Source organism: Polynucleobacter sp. AP-Sanab-80-C2 (assembly GCF_035012965.1).
Classification (GTDB): domain Bacteria; phylum Pseudomonadota; class Gammaproteobacteria; order Burkholderiales; family Burkholderiaceae; genus Polynucleobacter.
Genome location: NZ_JAYGQS010000001.1, coordinates 323,048 through 341,593 on the forward strand (window position 1 = coordinate 323,048; position 18,546 = coordinate 341,593).

Here is an 18,546-nt window from a genome sequence, read left to right on the forward strand (position 1 = left end):
GCATGTTGCAGTTGATGAAAAAAATGATTTTGAAATTGCAATCTTTGTGTATTGCAGTAACTGCCTTACTGATGACTTTGACGAGTCCAGCATTCGCACAAATGAATATTGAAATCACTGGCGTTGGACAATCGCTTTACCCTATTGCCGTGATGCGCTTTAAAGATGAAAACAAATTACCTACTAGCGTTACTGAAATTATTCGCCAAGACTTGGCACGTAGTGGTTACTTTAAAAATACCGAGAACGGCAATGCTGCAGAAAGTGCTGACGATACGCCAAACTACAAATCTTGGGCAGCGCGTGGTGCTGATGCCCTCGTAGTTGGTTCAATCACACAGACTGGTAACGAGCAATTTGAGATTCGTTATAGGCTATTTGATATTCGCAAGTCGCAAAGTCTTGGTGGCTTGAATCTAAACTCTAGCGCAGATAATTTACGCGCAGCAGCACACAAAATTGCAGACGACATTATTTTCAAACTCTTGGGCGAACGTGGCGTCTTTTCTACTCGCCTGTCTTATGTCATCAAAGATGGTAAGCGCTATCGCTTAGTCATCTCTGATGCAGATGGTCAAAATATTCGTAATGCCATGAATAGTAGCGAACCGATTATTTCTCCATCATGGTCACCCGATGGCAAGAAAGTCGCCTATGTTTCTTTTGAAGATCGCAAGCCAGTGATTTATGTTCATGAACTTGCTACTGGTCGACGTATTTCACTTTCAAATCAAAAAGGAAATAACAGCGCCCCAGCTTGGTCGCCTGACGGCAGAAGATTGGCGATCTCACTTTCTAAGGATGGTAATACCCAAATCTATGGCATCAATGCCGACGGCACTGGACTGCATCGCTTAACTCGTGGCAGCACGATTGATACTGAGCCGCAGTACTCAATGGATGGTCGTTATATTTATTTCACCAGTGATCGGGGTGGCAATCCCCAGATCTATCGAATGAGTGCAGACGGTGAACAAGTTGAAGGCGCCAAACGCGTTACCTTCAAGCAAGGCTTTGTGACTTCACCCAGAATATCTCCTGACGGAAAATATTTAGCTTACATCGCCAATATTGGTGGAGCCTATCGACTCTATATTCTGAACCTGGCGACAGGGGATACCCAAGCATTAACCGATGGTACGAGCGATGAATCTCCATCATTTGCAGCCAACGGTCGCTATGTCCTTTACTCAACCAAGGTCAATGGCAAACGTGTCCTTGCAGCCGTTTCAGTAGACGGCAATTCTAAGCAAGTTTTAAGCATCCCGGGGTCTGATGTACGCCAGCCTTCCTGGGGTCCTTTCATGGACTAAAACGCCCTTTTCAGGCTGAAATAGGCACTTTTGATGCTCTTGGGAGCATAATATTAACTATAGGCTATATGCCAACTAAATTACGCATCAAATTCATTACCAAGTTTGTAGGAAAAGGAAAATCATGAACGTTTCTATCGTACGCCGTGCAGCCACATTTGCCCTAATTGGTGCAACTACATTTTTGATGGCAGCTTGCTCGAGCGTGAAATTAGATGATGTTGATAGTGCCAACGGTAGCGGCAGTGGTAACTTTGGCTCGCAACCTTGGAATGATCCTAAGAGTCCGCTTTTTGATAAAAGCGTTTACTTTGGCTTTGACGAGTTCACCGTTCAGACTAAATATCAGAAGATGTTGTCTGCACACGCTGGATACTTAAAGGCCAATCCAAATCAAAAGATCATTATTCAAGGCAATACAGATGATCGTGGTACAGCTGAGTACAACCTAGCATTAGGTCAACGCCGCTCTGATGCTGTTCGTAAATCACTCAATTTAATGGGCGTATCTGATAATCAAATGGAAGCCGTTAGTTTTGGCAAAGAGAAGCCAAAAGCTGAAGGCGATACAGAAGCAGCTTGGGCAGAAAACCGTCGTGCTGACATTATTTATATTACGAACTAAATGATCCACTCTTCACATGCTTTTAAACAAACGCTCTTACGAGCGTTTTGTTTAAGTGCCGCGCTAGTTTGCTTAGGTGCTTCTAATAACGTTTGGGCCCTATTCTCAGATGATGAGGCTCGTAAAGCGATTCTGGATCTACGTAAATCTCTAGCTACGACGCAACTTGAACTTCAAAGTCAAATTGATAAGCTCAAGGCTGAGAATGCAGAACTACGGGGCAAAGTGGAAGTGCTTGAAAAGCAAGGTGATGACATCTCATCTAGCCAAAAAACTTACTACCAAGATTTAGATACCCGCTTAGGTAATTTTGAGCCACGTACAGTCACAATTGAAGGTGTGAGTGGCACAGTGCAACCTGGTGAGAAAAAAGCGTATGACGATGCTCTAAAAGCATTCCAGGCAGGCAATCTTAAAAAAGCAGATGAAGGATTTTCTGCATTTAGCGCTAAATATCTGCAAAGCCCTTTCCTTCCTCTTGTGCTGTACTGGAGTGGCAATAGTAAATACGCAAATAAAAACTACGCGGGTGCTATTAGCCAACTTCAAAGTCTGATTAAGCGATATCCCAACCATCCGCGTGTTCCCGCTGCAATGGTGACATTGGGCAACTCTCAATTAGAGAGTGGCAACAAAGCAGCGGCCAAGAAAACCTTTAGCGAAATCATTGCAAAGTATCCCGATACCGATGCAGCCAAGGATGCGCAGCAACTGCTCGTCGCTACCAAATAATCGAATACCCAAGCTTCATGTCTAAGTTGTCTGCGGCATTTGAGAGTCTCGCGCCACGCAAGTCTGGCGCCCCTGCAGTGATCTTATTTTCTGGTGGCCTAGACTCCACTACAGTGCTCGCATTAGCCAAGGACTTAGGATACTCACCCTATGCTCTATCAGTAGGATATGGTCAGCGTCACTCTTCTGAATTAGCTGCAGCAAAACATATTGCCAGGCAAATTGGGGTCGCTCGTCATGAAGTAGTAAATCTAGATTTAACCCGTTTTGGTGGTTCAGCCCTAACCGACTCATCCATTGCTATACCAACGACTCCAGGCAAAGATTTAGAAATCCCCATTACCTATGTACCAGCACGCAATACGATTTTGCTGTCTCTCGCTTTGGGCTGGGCAGAATCACTTGGTGGCTTGGATGTCTTCTATGGTGCAAATTCAGTTGACTACTCAGGTTACCCCGATTGCCGCCCTGAATACGTTGCCTCTTTCGAAATGATGGCTAACCTCGCCACTAAGGCTGGTGTAGAGGCAATCAATAATGAAAATCGCTTTCGAGTTCATGCGCCCATCATCAAACTCACTAAAGCAGAAATTATTCAACTAGGAAGCACTCTTGGTGTAGATTACTCACAAACTGTATCCTGTTATCAAGCTAATGATTTGGGTGAAGCCTGTGGTGAATGTGAGTCTTGTCGCCTAAGACGAGAGGGCTTTAAGCAGGCTAATTTAGATGATCCAACGCGCTATCGATGAGGTATTGTCTCGTGTGGAAAATTCACACCAAAATCAAAGTCAATATGGCTAATTTAAAAAATAACCAAAACAAAATCACTGGAAGAACTAGAAATTTGCCTTTGGCAGCCCTAAACTGTAAGAAAGCTCAAGCCCACCCTTTATCAGCAAAAGATTATGAGTCACAACTCGACATGGTTGACGACCTTGCCCTAGTTAAAATTATCAAGGCACGCAAAGGTCGGAAAACAGTGAAAGTAAAACTAGAGCAACTTTAGTTTTGACTCTCAAGCATACGCGCAACATAACGCGCAATCAGATCAATCTCCAAATTCACTGCATCGCCCTGCTTTAAGTTTCCAAGAGTTGTACTTTGTAAGGTATGTGGAATCAAGTTGATATCAACAACACAAGCATTGGCACTATCTTCCGTTTTATTTACAGTAAGTGATACGCCATTAACAACGATAGAGCCCTTGTAAGCTAAGAACGGGGCTAATTCTTTTGGCGCCTCAATTCGCAATAACCAAGACCCGTATGCATCTTGAGCGACTTGCGCAAAGTATGCGACTTTACCAACACCATCAACGTGACCACTAACCAGGTGACCGCCAAGACGATCATTAAGTCGGAGTGCCTTTTCCAAATTAACTGGACCCACTTTATCTAAGCCAACCGTTTTATTTAAGGACTCTCGAGAGATATCCAAAGTAAAGGTATTACCTTCTAAATGGGTTGCCGTCATGCAAGCACCCTGAATAGCAATACTATCGCCTAGAGTTACATCATCCAAATATCCCGATGGAACTTCAACGATTAGATGAAGACCATCGCCCTTAGATTGAGCACTTTTGATTTGACCAACGGCAGTAATGATTCCTGTAAACATATGGGTGATTTTAGTTCTTCTGATTGAAATCTTGATTAAGACTTGATTAACCTGAGCCTGAGATCAGAGCCAATTAAACTCTGATCAATGATGTGCCAATCTTGCCGTGATTTCAATGAGGATAAAGCAGGGATATTTGCCATACCAATACCTTCACCCATCAAGAACGGTGAGTAGTAGAGCAAGAGCTCATCTACACAGTTTTCTCTGAGCATGGAGCCATTGAGCTTAAAACCTGACTCCACATGGATTTCATTCATCTCACGCTCTTGCGCAAGAAAAGCAAAGAGCTTTGGTAAATCTACCTTACCAAACTCATTTGCCATCGCAATTACCTCAATGCCTCGAGCCTCAAAGGCCTTGGCTTTTTCTTGGCTTTCTGAGCTATCCAAACTTGCGCAAACAATCATGGCACCAGACTGATCTGCCTTATTCAGAATCTTAGCTTGAGGCGGTGTTTCCAATTTAGAGTCAACAATAATTCGCCATGGCTGACGTTGGGTTTCAACATCACGCACATTCAGAGCGGGATCATCTTCTTTAACCGTACCAACGCCTGTAACAATGGCGCAAGCTTGCGCACGCCAGTGGTGACCATCAGCCCTCGCGAGCGGCCCAGTAATCCATTGACTCTCACCACTCGGCAAGGCCGTTTTTCCATCTAGACTTGCGGCAATCTTTAAACGTACCCATGGCAGACCACGAGTCATCCTGGATATGAATCCACGATTTAAGGCTTTGGCTTCCGATTCCATCAATCCAAATTCCACCTCAATACCAGCCGCTGTCAGCCTTTTCAAACCATTTCCTGCAACTAGGGGGTTTGGATCAGTCATTGCAGCAATCACTTTGGCTGGCTTTGCGGCAATCAAAGTATCAACACATGGTGGTGTGCGTCCAGTGTGGCTACATGGCTCTAAAGTGACATAGACCGTGGAACCTATAGGATCCTTCCCATTTGCTCTGGCATCCGAGATTGCTTGAACCTCTGCATGCGGACCACCAACGCGTTGAGTAAATCCACGACCAATGACTTGCCCATCCTTAACAATGACACAACCCACCCGCGGATTAGGGTTAGCCAAATAAAGTGCTTTTTGAGCCTTGGCTAAAGCCTCGCCCATCCATTGATAATCAATAGCGGTATACATGGGTCTATTAAACCATTCAATGGCAGTGCTTTGCATCCCTAGCTGGGTCACAGATACGCCATCGACCACCACTACCCAGTATCAGCTGGCGCTCCAAGCCAGAAAACCTCTGATGGCCCAAGATTAGACGATTAGCAACAAATCCACCTTGAGCTGTTTTGGCAGCTCCGGCAGCATTAAAAAGAATCCCCATCTTGCCTGTATGTGGATCAATAAAGTGCCTAGCCCCACCCTTAAAAGAAATCGGATCAGTCTTGCCATGCGAGATCCATGTTTTATCGACGCAAGTGGATTTAGGGTTCGTACCAATGCAGCCACTATTAATACTCCACCCATCCTCCCAAGACCTATTCGAGGTAGGCTCTATTTTTACAGACTCACCGAGATGTAAGGCTTGCTGACGAGCAAATTGGGCATGAGCAATAAATCTTCTGGCCACTGATTCAATTTCACGAATAGCAATTTGCTCCTGTAACAGTGGCATCGTGATTGTTGCCGAGATGGCAAGGATTAAAACTACCGCCATTAACTCCAGCAAGCTTGCTCCTGATTCAAGGTGATGATCTTTATTCAAATGCTTGACGCCAATTTAGTCGTGTCACCGCGCCTGATTTTTCATTCACTAAGATGTGCACTTGAATAGTTGGCTTCTCTTTACTGGAAATTAACCATTGATTTTTTCCTGCAGGTTGAATGAAGCAATTATTTTCAGTTAATGCAGATAAGTTAGTGATATTGCTTTGACACTCTAAAACTGATTTTTCTGCTGTTATAAATCTTTCATGCGCATGCTCGATAGTCTGCACCTCAATCATGCGTAAGACTGTCAATCGCTCTAGATACACAATCAAAGACGAACACAAAAGCAATAATGAAATAACCCAAGCCAAAATCATGGAAGATTTCTGGTAGTGAAGATTCGCTCAAAATCCTTCTGAATTGAAGCGCCATCAGTCATTTGAAGCTTGATCTTAAAAGCCCGCTGCCCTAGCCTTGAATGGCTTCCTAACTCCTCAACCCTAAAAGAATTGATGCCATTCATCAAAGTTGTATTTTGAATACGTCCTTGACGATCCAATGACTGGCACAGGAGTGAGCCGCCATTAGTCTTTGCGCCCTTAGGCAAACTAGCCTGTCTATCTACTAGAAAACCTTGAAGAGCTAAGTTATTTTTTGTTCGATCACTCGTTAAAACATTCCCAATGCAATCAAAATCAACACCATCAGATAACTGATGCCTGATCATTAAAGAATCTGATCCTTGGTAACCACTTCTTTTCTGAACTTCAATTACTAGGTTTGAATTTTTCTGATCAATTTTTTGATGGATGGATTGAATATTTTGGTAACCAGCCATTCGAATTGCGCGGCCAATTAATTCTAAGGCGCGCTCCGCTTCTGAAGTCAAGGCGTGCGTTTTTTCATACTCGATTTGTTTGACGAACAGATCAGCGCTCGTTTTCAAAAGAGGATTTAGCAACAGGACGCAAAGAGCGATTCCGACTAGACACTCGAGAAGATTCATTCTTCAAGCCCTTAGAAGAAGTGTTAGGGATACTGGGAGATTTAGTTTGACTGCTATTGGCTCTCACTTGCTCAGTGAGCTCATACACGTCTAAATCCTGCCTCAGTTGTGAACGCTTGCTTTCTTGCTGATTAAGCCGAAGAGCCAAATTCTGATAAGCGCCAATGGAAGTCATCCAAACCCCCAAAATGAGGCTCATTGCTACCAAAACTTCTAGCAGAATGAATCCATTCCGTGATTCTGAGCGCATACGCCATTTTCTAGGGCTTCGAATAGCACCGAAACAGCGTTTAGAGGCTCTTGCTGTCAGAAAAGCGGAAGATTGGCACTGTAGGATAAGGACAAGCGCCTGCTCAGCTTAAAATAGAGGGCTATGCCAAACGCCCTTGCCCATACAGAAGAAATCATCGCCGAGATACGTGCCGGCCGGATGGTCATTCTCGTTGACGAAGAAGATCGTGAGAATGAGGGTGATTTGGTCTTAGCAGCCGATCATGTCAGTGCTGAAGCGGTGAATTTCATGGCTAAACATGGTCGTGGACTCATTTGCCTGACCTTGACCCGCGAACGCTGCCAGCAACTAAATTTACCTCTGATGGTGCGTGATAACGGCACCTCAATGGGTACCAATTTCACAGTTTCGATTGAAGCGGCAAGCGGCGTTACAACTGGCATTTCTGCTGCAGATCGCGCCCTCACCATTAAGACTGCGGTTGCGCCCAATGCTAAACCAAGTGACTTGGTTCAGCCTGGCCATATTTTTCCCTTAATGGCACAACCAGGTGGCGTTCTGATTCGCTCTGGCCATACTGAAGCTGGCTGCGATCTTGCCGCGATGGCCGACTGCTCACCAACATCCGTGATTTGCGAAATCATGAAAGATGATGGCAGCATGGCACGTCTACCTGACTTACTAGAGTTTGCCAAAGAACATCAACTGAAGATTGGCAGCATCGCTGATCTCATTCAGTATCGCAGCCAACATGAAAGCATTGTAGTGCGCGAAGGAATGCGTGAATTTATTACCCCATGGGGCAAGTTTGAAGGCATTATTTATCGTGATACGCCAAGTTCTTGCATTCATATTGCACTCGTTCACGGTAAGCCATCCGAAGGACTAGAAACCCTTGTGCGTGTACATGAACCCGTCACCGTTCTCGATTTTCTAGACGCTAAGGTCAGCAATCACTCTTGGCCGCTAGCGCAAGCCCTGCAGCACATAGCCGCCGGCCCTAGCGGAGTTGCTGTTCTTTTGAATGCTGCTGGTATTGCCGCACCCAATAACGAAGATTGGTTGGCGCAGTTTCAGAAATTGAATCAATCAACAGATGAAGTGAAAAAACCTTTGTCTCGTAAAACAGATTTCAGAAGTTACGGAATCGGTGCACAGATTTTGAAAGATATTGGTGTCGGTAAAATGCGCTTATTAGCAAACCCAAATCCTGTACCCAGTCTTTCGGGCTATAAGCTAGAGGTTACTGGCTATACCCCGTATCAGCCCAAGTAATCTGTATTTATCCTATTGGAAAATGATCATGACCGACTCGAATAATGACTTTGTAGGCGTTTTAGAAGCAGATCTCAATGGCCAAGATTTACGCATTGGTATTGTGCAAGCACGCTTCAATGAAGATCATTGTGTTGCCCTCACAAATGCTTGCATTAGTGAATTAATTTCCTTGGGCGTTTCTCAATCAGACATTAAGTTAGTTACCGTACCAGGTGCCCTCGAAATTTCATTTGCCCTTCAAAAGCTTGCTGAAACAGGAGAGTTTGATGGGCTGGTAGCACTAGGCGCTGTGATTCGCGGTGAAACCTACCACTTTGAACTAGTCTCCAATGAATCTGCTTCTGGAATTACGCGCATCTCGATTGACTCTGGCTTACCAATTGCCAATGGAGTGCTCACCTGCGATACCGATGAGCAAGCAAAAGTGCGTGTGAATGTGAAGGGTGCTGATTGCGCTAAAGCTGTTGTGGAAATGGCCAACCTTGCTTTAGCGCTGACTCCAGATATTGATATCGAAATGAATGTTGGTGAAGAGTAATGGTTCATATGAACAAATCGACTCTTAACCCTTCTCAAGCAAACTCTGCTAAGGATGGTGATACCAAGTCTGCAGTCCCAAAACGCTCCCTGACGCCACGTCGTCGCGCTCGTGAATATGCCCTCCAAGGTGTGTATCAAAGCTTAGTTGTGCGTCGTGCAGGTAGCCTCCCTAATGGTGCAGCAATCTCAAAGCAATTGTCTGAAGATCCTGCTTTTAAGCGTTGCCAACTTGATTTATTTAATGGTATTTTTCAGGGGGTTTTAGAGCGTACTGACGAGCTTGAGGCCATCATTACGCCTGCACTTGATAGACCCATCAATGAACTATCACCAGTAGAGCATGCCGCTCTTTTGATTGGCACCTATGAATTATCTGCCGACCTATCTGTACCTTATAAAGTCGCCATTAATGAGGCCGTAGAGCTTGCTAAAACATTTGGTGGTACCGATGGCCACAAATATGTCAATGGCGTCCTAGACCTCTTAGCTCAAAAACTACGGGTAGCTGAAACTCAAGCGAAATAAATCAGTTCATTGAGTTAGTTGGCGATATCTGCCCCATAAGCCTTAGCTTGTCGGGCTTTTTTACTTCTAGGGATAAAATCATTCTAACAGTGCATACCCCTTTTGATCGGAAAAGTTCATCATGCAAAAAATTGATATTCGCAGCCTTCTAAAAGATCCTAGCCTATTTAAAGAGCAGGCCTTTATTAATGGCAAATGGATTGACTCTAAAGAATCATTTGCAGTCACCAATCCAGCTACCGATGAATTAATCGCATCGGTAAGCAACCTGGGTAGCAAGGATGCAGAACTGGCTATCAAGGCAGCCGAGCAAGCACTTCCTGATTGGCGCAATAGGATTGGCAAAGAGCGCGCCCAAATCATGCGCAAGTGGTTCGATCTCATTATTGAGAACACAAAAGATCTCGCCACCCTCATGACATTAGAGCAAGGTAAACCTTTAGCAGAAGCTTCTGGCGAAGTAGTCTATGGCGCTTCTTTTGTTGAGTGGTTTGCTGAAGAAGCAAAACGTGTTGCCGGCTCTATTCCTACAACCACTTGGGGCGATAAACGTATGATGGTGCTTAAGCAGCCTATCGGCGTATGTGTAGCTATCACCCCTTGGAATTTTCCGATTGCGATGATTACACGCAAGATTGCACCTGCTTTAGCGGCGGGCTGCACGATTGTGATCAAACCAGCAGAACTTACGCCCTTATCAGCTTTAGCTTTGGCAGAACTAGCAGTGCGCGCTGGGATTCCAGATGGGGTCATCAACATCATTACTGCTGATGCCAATCAATCTGTTGTGATTGGCAAAACACTGTGCACCTCACCAACAGTGCGCCACCTCTCCTTTACAGGCTCTACAGAAGTTGGACGCATTCTGATGGAGCAATGCGCTCCAACGGTTAAAAAAATAGCCTTAGAACTAGGTGGTCATGCTCCCTTCATTGTGTTTGAAGATGCCGATATTGATGCTGCAGTCATTGGCGCCATCTCCTCCAAGTTCCGCAACTCTGGGCAGACCTGTGTTTGCGCCAATCGCTTTTATGTCCACAAAAAAGTTCAAGATCAATTCGTTGAAAAATTTGCCAAAGCAATTACAGCGATCAAAGTGGGTAACGGTATGGAGCCAGGCATTACTCAAGGACCACTGATTGAAGCAGCGGCCTTAGAGAAAGTCGAAAAGCATGTAGCTGATGCTATTAGTAAAGGTGCCAAACTTGTTACAGGAGGTAAGAGAAGTATTGCTTCAAAGAACTTCTATGAGCCCACCATCCTATCCAATGTCAATAATCAGATGCTGATTACCTATGAAGAAACCTTTGGCCCTGTTGCCCCCATTATTCCTTTTGAAACAGACGAAGAAGTGATTGCATTAGCTAACAATAGTCAATTTGGCCTGGCTTCCTATTTTTATAGCCGGGATATTGGGCGCATCTGGAAAGTTGCAGAGGCTCTGGAATATGGAATGGTTGGGGTCAACACCGGAATCATTTCTAATGAAGTTGCCCCGTTTGGTGGTGTTAAACAATCCGGCCTTGGTCGCGAAGGCAGCGTCTACGGAATGGATGAATACCTAGAAATGAAATACGTCTGCGTTGGTCTATAACACCTAGGGCTTTATTTCTTTTTATAAACCAAGTCCCACACGCCGTGGCCCAACTTGATGCCACGGTTTTCAAATTTCGTTACTGGGCGATAGCTTGGACGCTCAACATAACCCAGATGCGGTGCACTTAATTGCTCAGCAGTGGGTTTAAATTCATTTAACTCTCTTCCAACCTCTTCTGGCTTAAGGAGATCTTCTACACCAAAGGTTTTAATCTTGGTCTGCTGACTAGAGGTATTTTGAAGAGATGGCTCGGCATTGAGCACTAAGAGCATTTGCTCTGCATAGTTATGCCAATCAGTTGCCAAATGTAAATATCCACCGATCTTTAAACGAGATACCAGCAATCTGGCGAATTCAGCTTGAATCAGGCGACGCTTATGATGACGCTTCTTATGCCAGGGATCTGCAAAGTAAATATGAATACCATCTAAAGATTCTGGTGCAATCATATTCTCCAGAACCTCAACAGCATCATGACGAATCAGGCGCAGATTAGTGAGATTATTTTCTCCAATCAGCTTCAATAAGGCTCCAACTCCCGGAGGATGTACCTCAATTGCCAAAAAGTCATCTTCACTTCTTAAAGCTGCGATCTTGGCGGTGGTCTCGCCCATACCAAAACCAATTTCTAGAATCTTGGGTTTTGTAGATCCCTCAAACGCGCTGTCCATATCAAGCTTCTTTTCTTGATATGGGATCAGAAAGCATGGTCCAAGATCATCGATTGCACGCTGTTGCCCTGCGGTAGTTCTTCCTGCCCTTAAAACAAATGAGCGAATGCGCTCAAATCGTTTTTCTTGTTTTTTTCCTACTTGCTCGATCAACTTAAGCAACAACCTTCTTAAAGTAAGCAATCGTCTCTTTCAGGCCGTCTTCTAGATTTACTTTTGGCTGCCAACCCAGCTTGGCTTTAGCTAATTCAATATTCGGTTGACGTTGCTTAGGGTCATCTTGAGGCAAGGGTTGATGAATTATCTTGGATTTACTACCTGAGAGTCTAAGGACTGTTTGCGCCAACTGCAGCATCGTGAACTCGCCTGGGTTGCCAATATTGACTGGACCAGTAAACCCTTGTTCAGAGTTCATCATTTTGACCATGGCATCGATGAGATCATCAACGTAACAAAAACTACGAGTTTGTTGACCATCTCCATAAATAGTGATGTCTTTGCCTTGCAAGGCTTGCACTATGAAGTTACTCACAACGCGACCATCGTTAGGATGCATCCGCGGACCATAGGTATTAAAGATACGTACGACTTTGATATCTAGATTGTGTTGACGGTTGTAATCAAAGAAGAGGGTTTCAGCGCAACGCTTGCCTTCATCATAGCAAGAGCGAATGCCAATTGGATTTACTTTTCCCCAATACCCCTCTGGCTGAGGATGTACCTCTGGATCGCCATAGACCTCGCTAGTGGAGGCCTGCAAAATACGTGCCCGAGTTCTTTTAGCAAGGCCGAGCATATTAATGGCGCCATGTACGCTTGTCTTAGTGGTCTGTACTGGATCATATTGATAATGTACTGGAGACGCTGGACAGGCGAGGTTATAAATTTGATTGGTTTCTACATAAAGAGGAAAAGTTACATCATGACGCATTAACTCTAAATGGGGATTTGACAACAGATGAGCCAAATTTTCTTTAGAGCCAGTGAAATAGTTATCCACCACCAATACATCATTACCCTCTTTAAGTAATTTCTCGGTGAGATGAGAGCCCAAGAAACCAGCGCCACCAGTAATCAGAATTTTGTTCATATTTTTATATTGAATAAGATGTTTTAATAATTTCTAGGGGCTCTCCAACCGGCGGATCTATAGGCATAAACTACCTCGGCTAGAACAATCAATAAAGATGTCATGAAGGATATCAGACCTAGCACGAAGGTCCAAATCACATAGCTTGTCTGTAGGGAACGGACAGCGCCAGCCTGAAAGAAAAATAGCTCAAGAACGGTAAGAGAGATAAAAACACCGCTTAGGACGTCAAAAAAGATGGCGGCGGTACAGAGTCGTCCACGAATCTTAGCCTCATTAGCCTCAACTTCCATATGCTTTAAAGCCTCTTGATCCTTGAATTTACCCTCATATAAGGCATTCTGAATTGTGCGCATACGATCAACCGTTCTCGCCAAACGACCAGAGATCGCATTGATCAGAGTGGCTACGGCAGTCAATAAAAATACTGGGGCTAAAGCCAGTTGAATATTATTTGTGATTGCGTCTATTGATATATCCATATTGAGCCTTCTAAATTCTTTCAGTAATTATTGTGACCAGGCAATTAAGCCACTATAGGATGTCCCCAAGACCAATAATCCGAATATGATCCGATACCAAGCGAATGGAATGAAATTATGATGCGCGACATAATGAATTAACCAGCGCACACAAACAAAAGCAGATAGAAAGGCCGCTATAAAACCGATAGCAATAGCAAAACTATATTCACCAGAAATTGTGACAGGATTTTTCCAAAGCTTTAATAACTCATAAGCAGTTGCACCCCCAATAACAGGGATGGCAAGGAAAAAAGAGAACTCTGTAGCTACAGCACGCGGCAAACCAAAAAGCATACCTCCAATGATCGTCGCACCAGAGCGAGAGGTGCCTGGAATTAATGCAACACACTGGGCAATACCTACTTTCAAAGCATCGAGGTAGGAGAGATCATCAACTGTATGTATTTGATTATTTGTATTACTAGTTTTTTCCTGACGATGCTCTGCCCAGAAAATAATCAATGCACCAACAATAAAAGCACTAGCAACTGGGATTGGCGAAAACAATACTGCTTTAATGTGTTTGCCAAATACAAAAGCTAAACTCATCGCTGGAGCTGAAGCAATCAAGAGGTTCAAAACAAAACGACGGGAGCTAGCGCTACTACTTAAAGACAAGGTAACCTTAAGAAGCTTTTCTCGCAATTCCCAGCAGACCGCCAAAATAGCGCCAAACTGAATAATGACCTCAAAGGCTTTACCCCGCTCGTCATTGAAATCAAGCAAATCTCCGACCAAGATAAGGTGTCCGGTACTAGAGATGGGCAAAAACTCTGTAAATCCTTCAACTACACCCAAAATAACTGCTTTTAGTAACAATATAAGATCCATAGGACAAATTTTATAGGGATATGAAGTTACCAAAGCTTATTTGGCAAAATTGAGGGTAAATACCCTTCTAAAGCGATTTAGCCTTAAACTTCATGCACCTTTAAAGTAGATGAATTTGATGAACCCAGCACGCTTTCGCCTTTCTCGACTGACCATCTTTGGCTTAGTTCTGAGCCAGGCGCTCGGCCTAAATTCTTGGAGCTCTTTGACCTTTGCCCAAAGCCCTAATGGTTCGGTAAGGCCCGCTTTACCGACCTCAATCAGCGCCTCAACATTAATAGGCTTGGAGCAGCCGCCTCAAATTGCACCTGTGCCAAGTAAAACTGCTCTACCTAGCACTTCTGCGCCATCAAGCGTTAATAGCACTAATAGCAACAATCAAAAAGAGCAATTAACTGATTTGATTCAGCTATACCAAGAGGCGGCATTTAGCGATCCAGTCTTAAATGCGGCGCGCTTTAATTACCAGGCTAGCAAAGAGCTGTACTGGCAAGGCTTATCTCTCTTATTGCCTCAGGCTAGTGCTACACCAGGCGCTACTCGTTACTACCAGCACGGCGTTGGTCAAACTGTAGTGGCCGTAGGTCCAGGTAATTCACGTGTATTTGATCAAAAGAATTACACCGTCACCTTAACGCAGCCTGTTTTCAATATGGGGGCATTTGAGGCATTTAAACAGGGTGACCTCAATACCAAAATCGCAGATATGCGTTTTTACCTGGCTCAACAAGATCTCATTATTCGGGTTTCACAAGCTTACTTTGATGCCCTCACTAGCCAAGATAACGTAGAACTCTATCGCAATAAAAAAAGTCTCATTAAGCAACAATTAGAAATCGCACAAGCAAAATTTGATGCTGGCTTAGCAACTATTGTCGATGTCAATACGGCGCAAGCAGCACTAGATTTAGCCAATTCTCAAGAAATTGCTGCTCAAGCAGATTTAGTGGTAAAGCGCGGAGTTCTAGAGCAGCTCGTAGGAAGGCCAGTTGGCCCTCTTCGCCCATTAATTAAGGAAGCAAAAATCGATGGCGTGCTGAAAGATCCACGCTCTAAAAATAAAGATGTCAAAGGGATTCCGATTGCTGAAAGCGTGAACCCACAGTTGCCGCCAGGACAAACCTTAGATGACTGGGTTAATCAAGCGGAAGCAGCAAACTTTAATGTCCTTGCGGGTCAGCTAACAGTTAGTCTTGCTGAGAGTACCTATCGCGCCTCTCAGGCATTGAACTATCCTTCGCTTAACTTTGTTGGTACCAGCGGTTACAACACTTCGAATGGCACACCAAATAGCTATACACCCGCCAATACCAATGTTTACAACAATACAGTTGCCCTGCAAATGACAATACCTTTGGTGTCTGGCGGCTTTAATAGCTCTGTTATTCGTCAAAATGCTGCATTAGTGGATACAGCAAAAGCTAACTATGATAATGCTCGTCGTACTGCGGCGCAAAATACACGTGCAGCTTTCACAGGTTTCTATGGTGGTCTTGCCAGCGTTAAAGCTTATGAGGCGGCCGAGCGCTCCTCCAACTCTGCGCTCGAATCTAGTAAATTAGGATTCCAAGTAGGCACTTTAATTAATATCGATGTCTTAATTGCACTTGATACCTTAATTACTACTAGGTCTCAATTACAGCAGGCTCGTTACAGCACTATTCTCAATGCGATCAAACTGAAAGCCCACGCTGCTGCATTAAGCGATGAAGACTTAATTGCAATTAATTCTTTGCTCCGCTAAGAAGCTCCAAACAAGCTTTTGAAACCTCGTAAATAGTTGGTGGAGCTTGCATGTCACCAACATTTTGAATCTTGTCTGACCAGTAACCCTCTGTCTTCCACCTTGGTGAATCGCAATAAATCTCAACTGTAGGCTTATTCAATACTGCAGATAAATGGGTCAGGCCAGTATCAACACCAACTACCAAAACTGAATTAGCAATCAACGAAAATGCATTCTCAATAGAAAAAGAATTCGGCACTATTGATCCTGGAATTTGTGCAGACAACTCGTTGCTAATCGCCCTCTCGACGGCGCTTCCCCAAGGAAGCACTACTTGATAACCATGATCTGATAGCTTCTTACCAAGGTCAACCCAATGCGTATTGGCCCAGCGCTTAGCATTTCTTGCGGTTGAATGGAAAAATAAAATATAAGGTTTCTGCAAATCTGTTGCCTGTTTGAAACCAATTGCCTCCACAAAGGTATCGGGATAGAAATTAGGCTTATCAGATCGATCAATCAATGGCCAATTGAGAGCTGAGCATGCTACAAAACGGGAACGATCTACAGCATGACACCTCAGGGGAACCTGAACTGACTGGCTGTAAAATATACGAGAAATTGATTCATATCCAGAAAATTCAGTAGCATTCGCAAGTCCAGCCACTTCTACATATGGACTTTTCTTGGCCAAGGCGGAAACTAGAGCTGACTTTAATAGCCCCTGGGTTTCAATGATGACATCATAAGTCACTTGCTGGAGCTCTCTCTTGAAGGCAAAAAACTCCTTCCAAGAGGTTAGTGCAAGTAATGATTTTTTCCAACGACGCAATCCAAAGGGAATAATTCGATCAATTCCTCGAAAACTACCTCGACTAAGTAATGGCTTTAAGAGGTGTATATAGCTCTCCTCAACAACCCAATCAATTTGAGCATTCGGTAAGCGCGACCGAATATCCCAAACAATCGGTAAGTTATGCAGCACGTCCCCCAGAGAGGACAGCTTTACTAATAGTATTTTGGGGGATGCGCTCGAATTGGCCATTAAAACTTTGGAACTTGTTCCCAAGACAAGCCAGCCAAATCTTTAGGATTGAGATTAGGGGTGAAGCTTGGGGATTTAGGCCATTCAATAGCTACAGTAGGATCGTCCCAAGCCAAACAAATCTCACTTTGTGGGTGATAGTAGTCAGTCGTTTTATACAAAAACTCAGCCATCGGAGTAAGCACTAAAAATCCATGGGCCAGCCCAGCAGGAATCCAAAGTTGCTTGTGATTTTCCGCGCTCAACTCTAAACCCATCCACTTACCATAAGTTGGAGAATTTTTTCGCAGATCTACGGCTACATCGTATACGGAACCAGATACCACCCGCACTAATTTTCCTTGCGCTTTCTCTAGCTGGTAATGCATACCACGCAATGTAGATTGACGAGAAAACGAATGATTGTCCTGCACAAAATTGACATCAAGTCCCACCGCGCCTGAAAAATCTTGTGCGTTAAATGATTCAGTAAACCAACCACGTTCATCACCGAATACTTTTGGCTCAATAATCAATACATCTGCGATTGATGTTGGTGTTACTGAAATTTTAGGATGCTGTTTCAAGCTAGACATTAACTAACCTTCTTGGATGACAAAGAAATAGGTTGCGCACCATTCTTCATCTCATTCAAAATCTTGGTTAAATACTTACCATAACTGTTCTTGCTGAGTTGAGAAGCCACCTTTTGCACCGCCTCTGCTCCAATCCAACCTTGGCGATATGCAATCTCTTCAGGACAGGCAACCATTAAACCTTGGCGTTTTTGCAAGGTTGCAATAAAGCCAGCGGCATCCAATAAAGAGTCGTGTGTCCCAGTATCTAGCCAAGCAAATCCTCGACCCATAATCTCGACACCTAACTGATTTTTTTTGAGATAGATACGATTGATGTCTGTAATTTCTAATTCCCCACGCGCGCTTGGTTTAATCGAGCTGGCGATATCACACACTTGGTTGTCATAAAAATATAGTCCTGTGACAGCATAATTACTTCTGGGCTGCAATGGCTTTTCCTCAATCGAAATAGCTTTATGATTTTCGTCAAACTCGACTACACCATAGCGCTCAGGATCGGTCACATGATAGGCGAACACCGTTGCTCCATTTAGGCGGCTGTCCGCACCCTCAAGATTACTCTTTAAGTGATCGCCATAAAAAATATTGTCTCCAAGCACTAATGCACTAGGATGGTTATTAATAAAGCTCTTACCAAGAGTGAATGCCTGGGCTAAGCCATCGGGCGAAGGTTGTACGCAATACTCAATATTTAAACCCCACTGAGAACCATCACCAAGCAGCTCGGTAAAACGTGGCGTGTCATGAGGAGTAGAGATTAATAAGATATCTCGAATACCTGCCAACATTAAGGTGGTTAATGGGTAATAGACCATAGGCTTGTCATACACCGGCATGAGCTGCTTAGAAACTGCTTGGGTGACTGGATATAAGCGAGTACCAGACCCGCCTGCCAAAATAATTCCCTTGCGATTTTTTGTAAGACTATTTGCCATCTTTACCC

Annotated in this window: 23 protein-coding genes; 10 read left to right on the top strand and 13 right to left on the bottom strand. The window is 44.1% G+C overall.

The annotated features are described in order from the left end of the window. Positions 1-2: 2 nt before the first annotated feature. The 5 genes from tolB to VC178_RS01700 all read left to right on the top strand — a co-directional run bounded on the left by tolB (position 3) and on the right by VC178_RS01700 (position 3,679). The gene (tolB, locus tag VC178_RS01680) at positions 3-1,313 is read left to right on the top strand and encodes a Tol-Pal system beta propeller repeat protein TolB (protein ID WP_323481400.1); all 1,311 of its coding nucleotides are present in this window, start codon (positions 3-5) and stop codon (positions 1,311-1,313) included. Positions 1,314-1,437: 124 nt separating this feature from the next. Continuing rightward, positions 1,438-1,938: a peptidoglycan-associated lipoprotein Pal gene (gene pal / locus VC178_RS01685; RefSeq protein WP_323481401.1), complete on the top strand. Its 501-nt coding sequence runs from the start codon at positions 1,438-1,440 to the stop codon at positions 1,936-1,938. Next, entirely contained in the window at positions 1,939-2,670 is a 732-nt protein-coding gene (ybgF, locus tag VC178_RS01690; RefSeq protein WP_323481402.1) for a tol-pal system protein YbgF, read from the top strand. A 17-nt stretch (positions 2,671-2,687) separates the two neighbouring features. Next, entirely contained in the window at positions 2,688-3,422 is a 735-nt protein-coding gene (gene queC, locus VC178_RS01695) for a 7-cyano-7-deazaguanine synthase QueC (protein WP_323481403.1), read from the top strand. A 44-nt stretch (positions 3,423-3,466) separates the two neighbouring features. Further along, positions 3,467-3,679 (top strand): hypothetical protein, encoded by a 213-nt coding sequence (locus VC178_RS01700; protein WP_323481404.1) that lies wholly within the window; start codon positions 3,467-3,469, stop codon positions 3,677-3,679. Here the strand turns inward: VC178_RS01700 and VC178_RS01705 are convergent. Genes VC178_RS01705 through VC178_RS01730 form a run of 6 tightly spaced genes read right to left on the bottom strand, consistent with a single transcriptional unit; the run spans position 3,676 to position 7,216 of the window. Next, positions 3,676-4,290: a riboflavin synthase gene (locus tag VC178_RS01705; protein WP_323481405.1), complete on the bottom strand. Its 615-nt coding sequence runs from the start codon at positions 4,288-4,290 to the stop codon at positions 3,676-3,678. The two genes, VC178_RS01700 and VC178_RS01705, sit on opposite strands and share 4 nt — an antisense overlap. A 35-nt stretch (positions 4,291-4,325) precedes the next feature. Continuing rightward, the gene (ribD, locus tag VC178_RS01710) at positions 4,326-5,441 is read right to left on the bottom strand and encodes a bifunctional diaminohydroxyphosphoribosylaminopyrimidine deaminase/5-amino-6-(5-phosphoribosylamino)uracil reductase RibD (RefSeq protein ID WP_323481406.1); all 1,116 of its coding nucleotides are present in this window, start codon (positions 5,439-5,441) and stop codon (positions 4,326-4,328) included. Positions 5,442-5,457: 16 nt separating this feature from the next. Further along, the gene (locus VC178_RS01715; RefSeq protein WP_323481407.1) at positions 5,458-6,015 is read right to left on the bottom strand and encodes a pilus assembly FimT family protein; all 558 of its coding nucleotides are present in this window, start codon (positions 6,013-6,015) and stop codon (positions 5,458-5,460) included. Continuing rightward, positions 6,008-6,337 carry a hypothetical protein gene (locus tag VC178_RS01720; RefSeq protein ID WP_323481408.1) on the bottom strand — a complete coding sequence of 110 codons (330 nt, stop codon included), beginning with the start codon at positions 6,335-6,337 and terminating at the stop codon, positions 6,008-6,010. The genes VC178_RS01715 and VC178_RS01720 overlap by 8 nt, the downstream gene beginning before the upstream one ends. Further along, positions 6,334-6,906, bottom strand: a complete 573-nt coding sequence (locus VC178_RS01725) for a hypothetical protein (protein WP_323481409.1) — start codon at positions 6,904-6,906, stop codon at positions 6,334-6,336. Before VC178_RS01725 ends, VC178_RS01720 begins: the two co-directional genes overlap by 4 nt. Continuing rightward, on the bottom strand, positions 6,890-7,216 hold the full coding sequence (locus VC178_RS01730) for a hypothetical protein (protein ID WP_323481410.1): 327 nt from the start codon (positions 7,214-7,216) through the stop codon (positions 6,890-6,892). The genes VC178_RS01725 and VC178_RS01730 overlap by 17 nt, the downstream gene beginning before the upstream one ends. Positions 7,217-7,339: 123 nt before the next feature. Between VC178_RS01730 and ribBA the strand changes: the two genes are divergently transcribed. From ribBA to VC178_RS01750, 4 genes are all read left to right on the top strand, one after another. Next, entirely contained in the window at positions 7,340-8,473 is a 1,134-nt protein-coding gene (ribBA, locus tag VC178_RS01735; RefSeq protein ID WP_323481411.1) for a bifunctional 3,4-dihydroxy-2-butanone-4-phosphate synthase/GTP cyclohydrolase II, read from the top strand. Positions 8,474-8,501: 28 nt separating this feature from the next. Next, the gene (gene ribH / locus VC178_RS01740) at positions 8,502-9,014 is read left to right on the top strand and encodes a 6,7-dimethyl-8-ribityllumazine synthase (protein WP_323481412.1); all 513 of its coding nucleotides are present in this window, start codon (positions 8,502-8,504) and stop codon (positions 9,012-9,014) included. 8 nt (positions 9,015-9,022) lie between these two features. Further along, complete coding sequence (gene nusB / locus VC178_RS01745) at positions 9,023-9,541, top strand: transcription antitermination factor NusB (protein WP_323481413.1); 519 nt, start codon at positions 9,023-9,025, stop codon at positions 9,539-9,541. A gap of 121 nt (positions 9,542-9,662) precedes the next feature. Beyond that, a complete protein-coding gene (locus tag VC178_RS01750) occupies positions 9,663-11,135 on the top strand; it encodes an NAD-dependent succinate-semialdehyde dehydrogenase (RefSeq protein WP_323481414.1) in 1,473 nt (490 codons plus the stop codon). Positions 11,136-11,146: 11 nt separating this feature from the next. Here VC178_RS01750 and trmB read toward each other — a convergent pair whose 3' ends face one another. Genes trmB through VC178_RS01770 form a run of 4 tightly spaced genes read right to left on the bottom strand, consistent with a single transcriptional unit; the run spans position 11,147 to position 14,254 of the window. Then, complete coding sequence (gene trmB / locus VC178_RS01755) at positions 11,147-11,962, bottom strand: tRNA (guanosine(46)-N7)-methyltransferase TrmB (RefSeq protein ID WP_416350528.1); 816 nt, start codon at positions 11,960-11,962, stop codon at positions 11,147-11,149. Between the two features lies 1 nt (position 11,963). Then, on the bottom strand, positions 11,964-12,899 hold the full coding sequence (locus VC178_RS01760) for a UDP-glucuronic acid decarboxylase family protein (RefSeq protein WP_323481416.1): 936 nt from the start codon (positions 12,897-12,899) through the stop codon (positions 11,964-11,966). 23 nt (positions 12,900-12,922) lie between these two features. Next, complete coding sequence (locus VC178_RS01765) at positions 12,923-13,381, bottom strand: DUF2721 domain-containing protein (protein WP_216126483.1); 459 nt, start codon at positions 13,379-13,381, stop codon at positions 12,923-12,925. A gap of 27 nt (positions 13,382-13,408) precedes the next feature. After that, positions 13,409-14,254 (bottom strand): undecaprenyl-diphosphate phosphatase, encoded by an 846-nt coding sequence (locus tag VC178_RS01770; protein WP_323481417.1) that lies wholly within the window; start codon positions 14,252-14,254, stop codon positions 13,409-13,411. A 109-nt stretch (positions 14,255-14,363) separates the two neighbouring features. Here VC178_RS01770 and VC178_RS01775 point away from each other — a divergent pair, with 109 nt between their 5' ends. Next, positions 14,364-15,998 (top strand): TolC family protein, encoded by a 1,635-nt coding sequence (locus VC178_RS01775; RefSeq protein WP_323481418.1) that lies wholly within the window; start codon positions 14,364-14,366, stop codon positions 15,996-15,998. Here the strand turns inward: VC178_RS01775 and waaC are convergent. From waaC to rfbA, 3 genes are read right to left on the bottom strand one after another with little or no spacing between them, the layout of a single operon-like run. Continuing rightward, positions 15,979-17,025, bottom strand: a complete 1,047-nt coding sequence (gene waaC, locus VC178_RS01780) for a lipopolysaccharide heptosyltransferase I (RefSeq protein ID WP_323481419.1) — start codon at positions 17,023-17,025, stop codon at positions 15,979-15,981. The two genes, VC178_RS01775 and waaC, sit on opposite strands and share 20 nt — an antisense overlap. Beyond that, positions 17,025-17,600 carry a dTDP-4-dehydrorhamnose 3,5-epimerase gene (gene rfbC / locus VC178_RS01785; protein ID WP_323481420.1) on the bottom strand — a complete coding sequence of 192 codons (576 nt, stop codon included), beginning with the start codon at positions 17,598-17,600 and terminating at the stop codon, positions 17,025-17,027. Before rfbC ends, waaC begins: the two co-directional genes overlap by 1 nt. Beyond that, on the bottom strand, positions 17,600-18,538 hold the full coding sequence (gene rfbA / locus VC178_RS01790) for a glucose-1-phosphate thymidylyltransferase RfbA (protein ID WP_323481421.1): 939 nt from the start codon (positions 18,536-18,538) through the stop codon (positions 17,600-17,602). Before rfbA ends, rfbC begins: the two co-directional genes overlap by 1 nt. Between the last annotated feature and the right edge of the window lie 8 nt (positions 18,539-18,546).

Excerpts from the sequence above, each read along its gene's own strand:
- tolB (WP_323481400.1), top strand. The coding sequence starts at position 3 with ATGTTGCAGTTGATGAAAAAAATGATTTTGAAATTGCAATCTTTGTGT.
- pal (WP_323481401.1), top strand. The coding sequence starts at position 1,438 with ATGAACGTTTCTATCGTACGCCGTGCAGCCACATTTGCCCTAATTGGT.
- ybgF (WP_323481402.1), top strand. The coding sequence starts at position 1,939 with ATGATCCACTCTTCACATGCTTTTAAACAAACGCTCTTACGAGCGTTT.
- queC (WP_323481403.1), top strand. The coding sequence starts at position 2,688 with ATGTCTAAGTTGTCTGCGGCATTTGAGAGTCTCGCGCCACGCAAGTCT.
- VC178_RS01700 (WP_323481404.1), top strand. The coding sequence starts at position 3,467 with ATGGCTAATTTAAAAAATAACCAAAACAAAATCACTGGAAGAACTAGA.
- VC178_RS01705 (WP_323481405.1), bottom strand. The coding sequence starts at position 4,290 with ATGTTTACAGGAATCATTACTGCCGTTGGTCAAATCAAAAGTGCTCAA.
- ribD (WP_323481406.1), bottom strand. The coding sequence starts at position 5,441 with ATGTATACCGCTATTGATTATCAATGGATGGGCGAGGCTTTAGCCAAG.
- VC178_RS01720 (WP_323481408.1), bottom strand. The coding sequence starts at position 6,337 with ATGATTTTGGCTTGGGTTATTTCATTATTGCTTTTGTGTTCGTCTTTG.
- VC178_RS01730 (WP_323481410.1), bottom strand. The coding sequence starts at position 7,216 with ATGCGCTCAGAATCACGGAATGGATTCATTCTGCTAGAAGTTTTGGTA.
- ribBA (WP_323481411.1), top strand. The coding sequence starts at position 7,340 with ATGCCAAACGCCCTTGCCCATACAGAAGAAATCATCGCCGAGATACGT.
- ribH (WP_323481412.1), top strand. The coding sequence starts at position 8,502 with ATGACCGACTCGAATAATGACTTTGTAGGCGTTTTAGAAGCAGATCTC.
- nusB (WP_323481413.1), top strand. The coding sequence starts at position 9,023 with ATGAACAAATCGACTCTTAACCCTTCTCAAGCAAACTCTGCTAAGGAT.
- VC178_RS01750 (WP_323481414.1), top strand. The coding sequence starts at position 9,663 with ATGCAAAAAATTGATATTCGCAGCCTTCTAAAAGATCCTAGCCTATTT.
- VC178_RS01760 (WP_323481416.1), bottom strand. The coding sequence starts at position 12,899 with ATGAACAAAATTCTGATTACTGGTGGCGCTGGTTTCTTGGGCTCTCAT.
- VC178_RS01765 (WP_216126483.1), bottom strand. The coding sequence starts at position 13,381 with ATGGATATATCAATAGACGCAATCACAAATAATATTCAACTGGCTTTA.
- VC178_RS01770 (WP_323481417.1), bottom strand. The coding sequence starts at position 14,254 with ATGGATCTTATATTGTTACTAAAAGCAGTTATTTTGGGTGTAGTTGAA.
- VC178_RS01775 (WP_323481418.1), top strand. The coding sequence starts at position 14,364 with ATGAATTTGATGAACCCAGCACGCTTTCGCCTTTCTCGACTGACCATC.
- waaC (WP_323481419.1), bottom strand. The coding sequence starts at position 17,025 with ATGGCCAATTCGAGCGCATCCCCCAAAATACTATTAGTAAAGCTGTCC.
- rfbC (WP_323481420.1), bottom strand. The coding sequence starts at position 17,600 with ATGTCTAGCTTGAAACAGCATCCTAAAATTTCAGTAACACCAACATCA.
- rfbA (WP_323481421.1), bottom strand. The coding sequence starts at position 18,538 with ATGGCAAATAGTCTTACAAAAAATCGCAAGGGAATTATTTTGGCAGGC.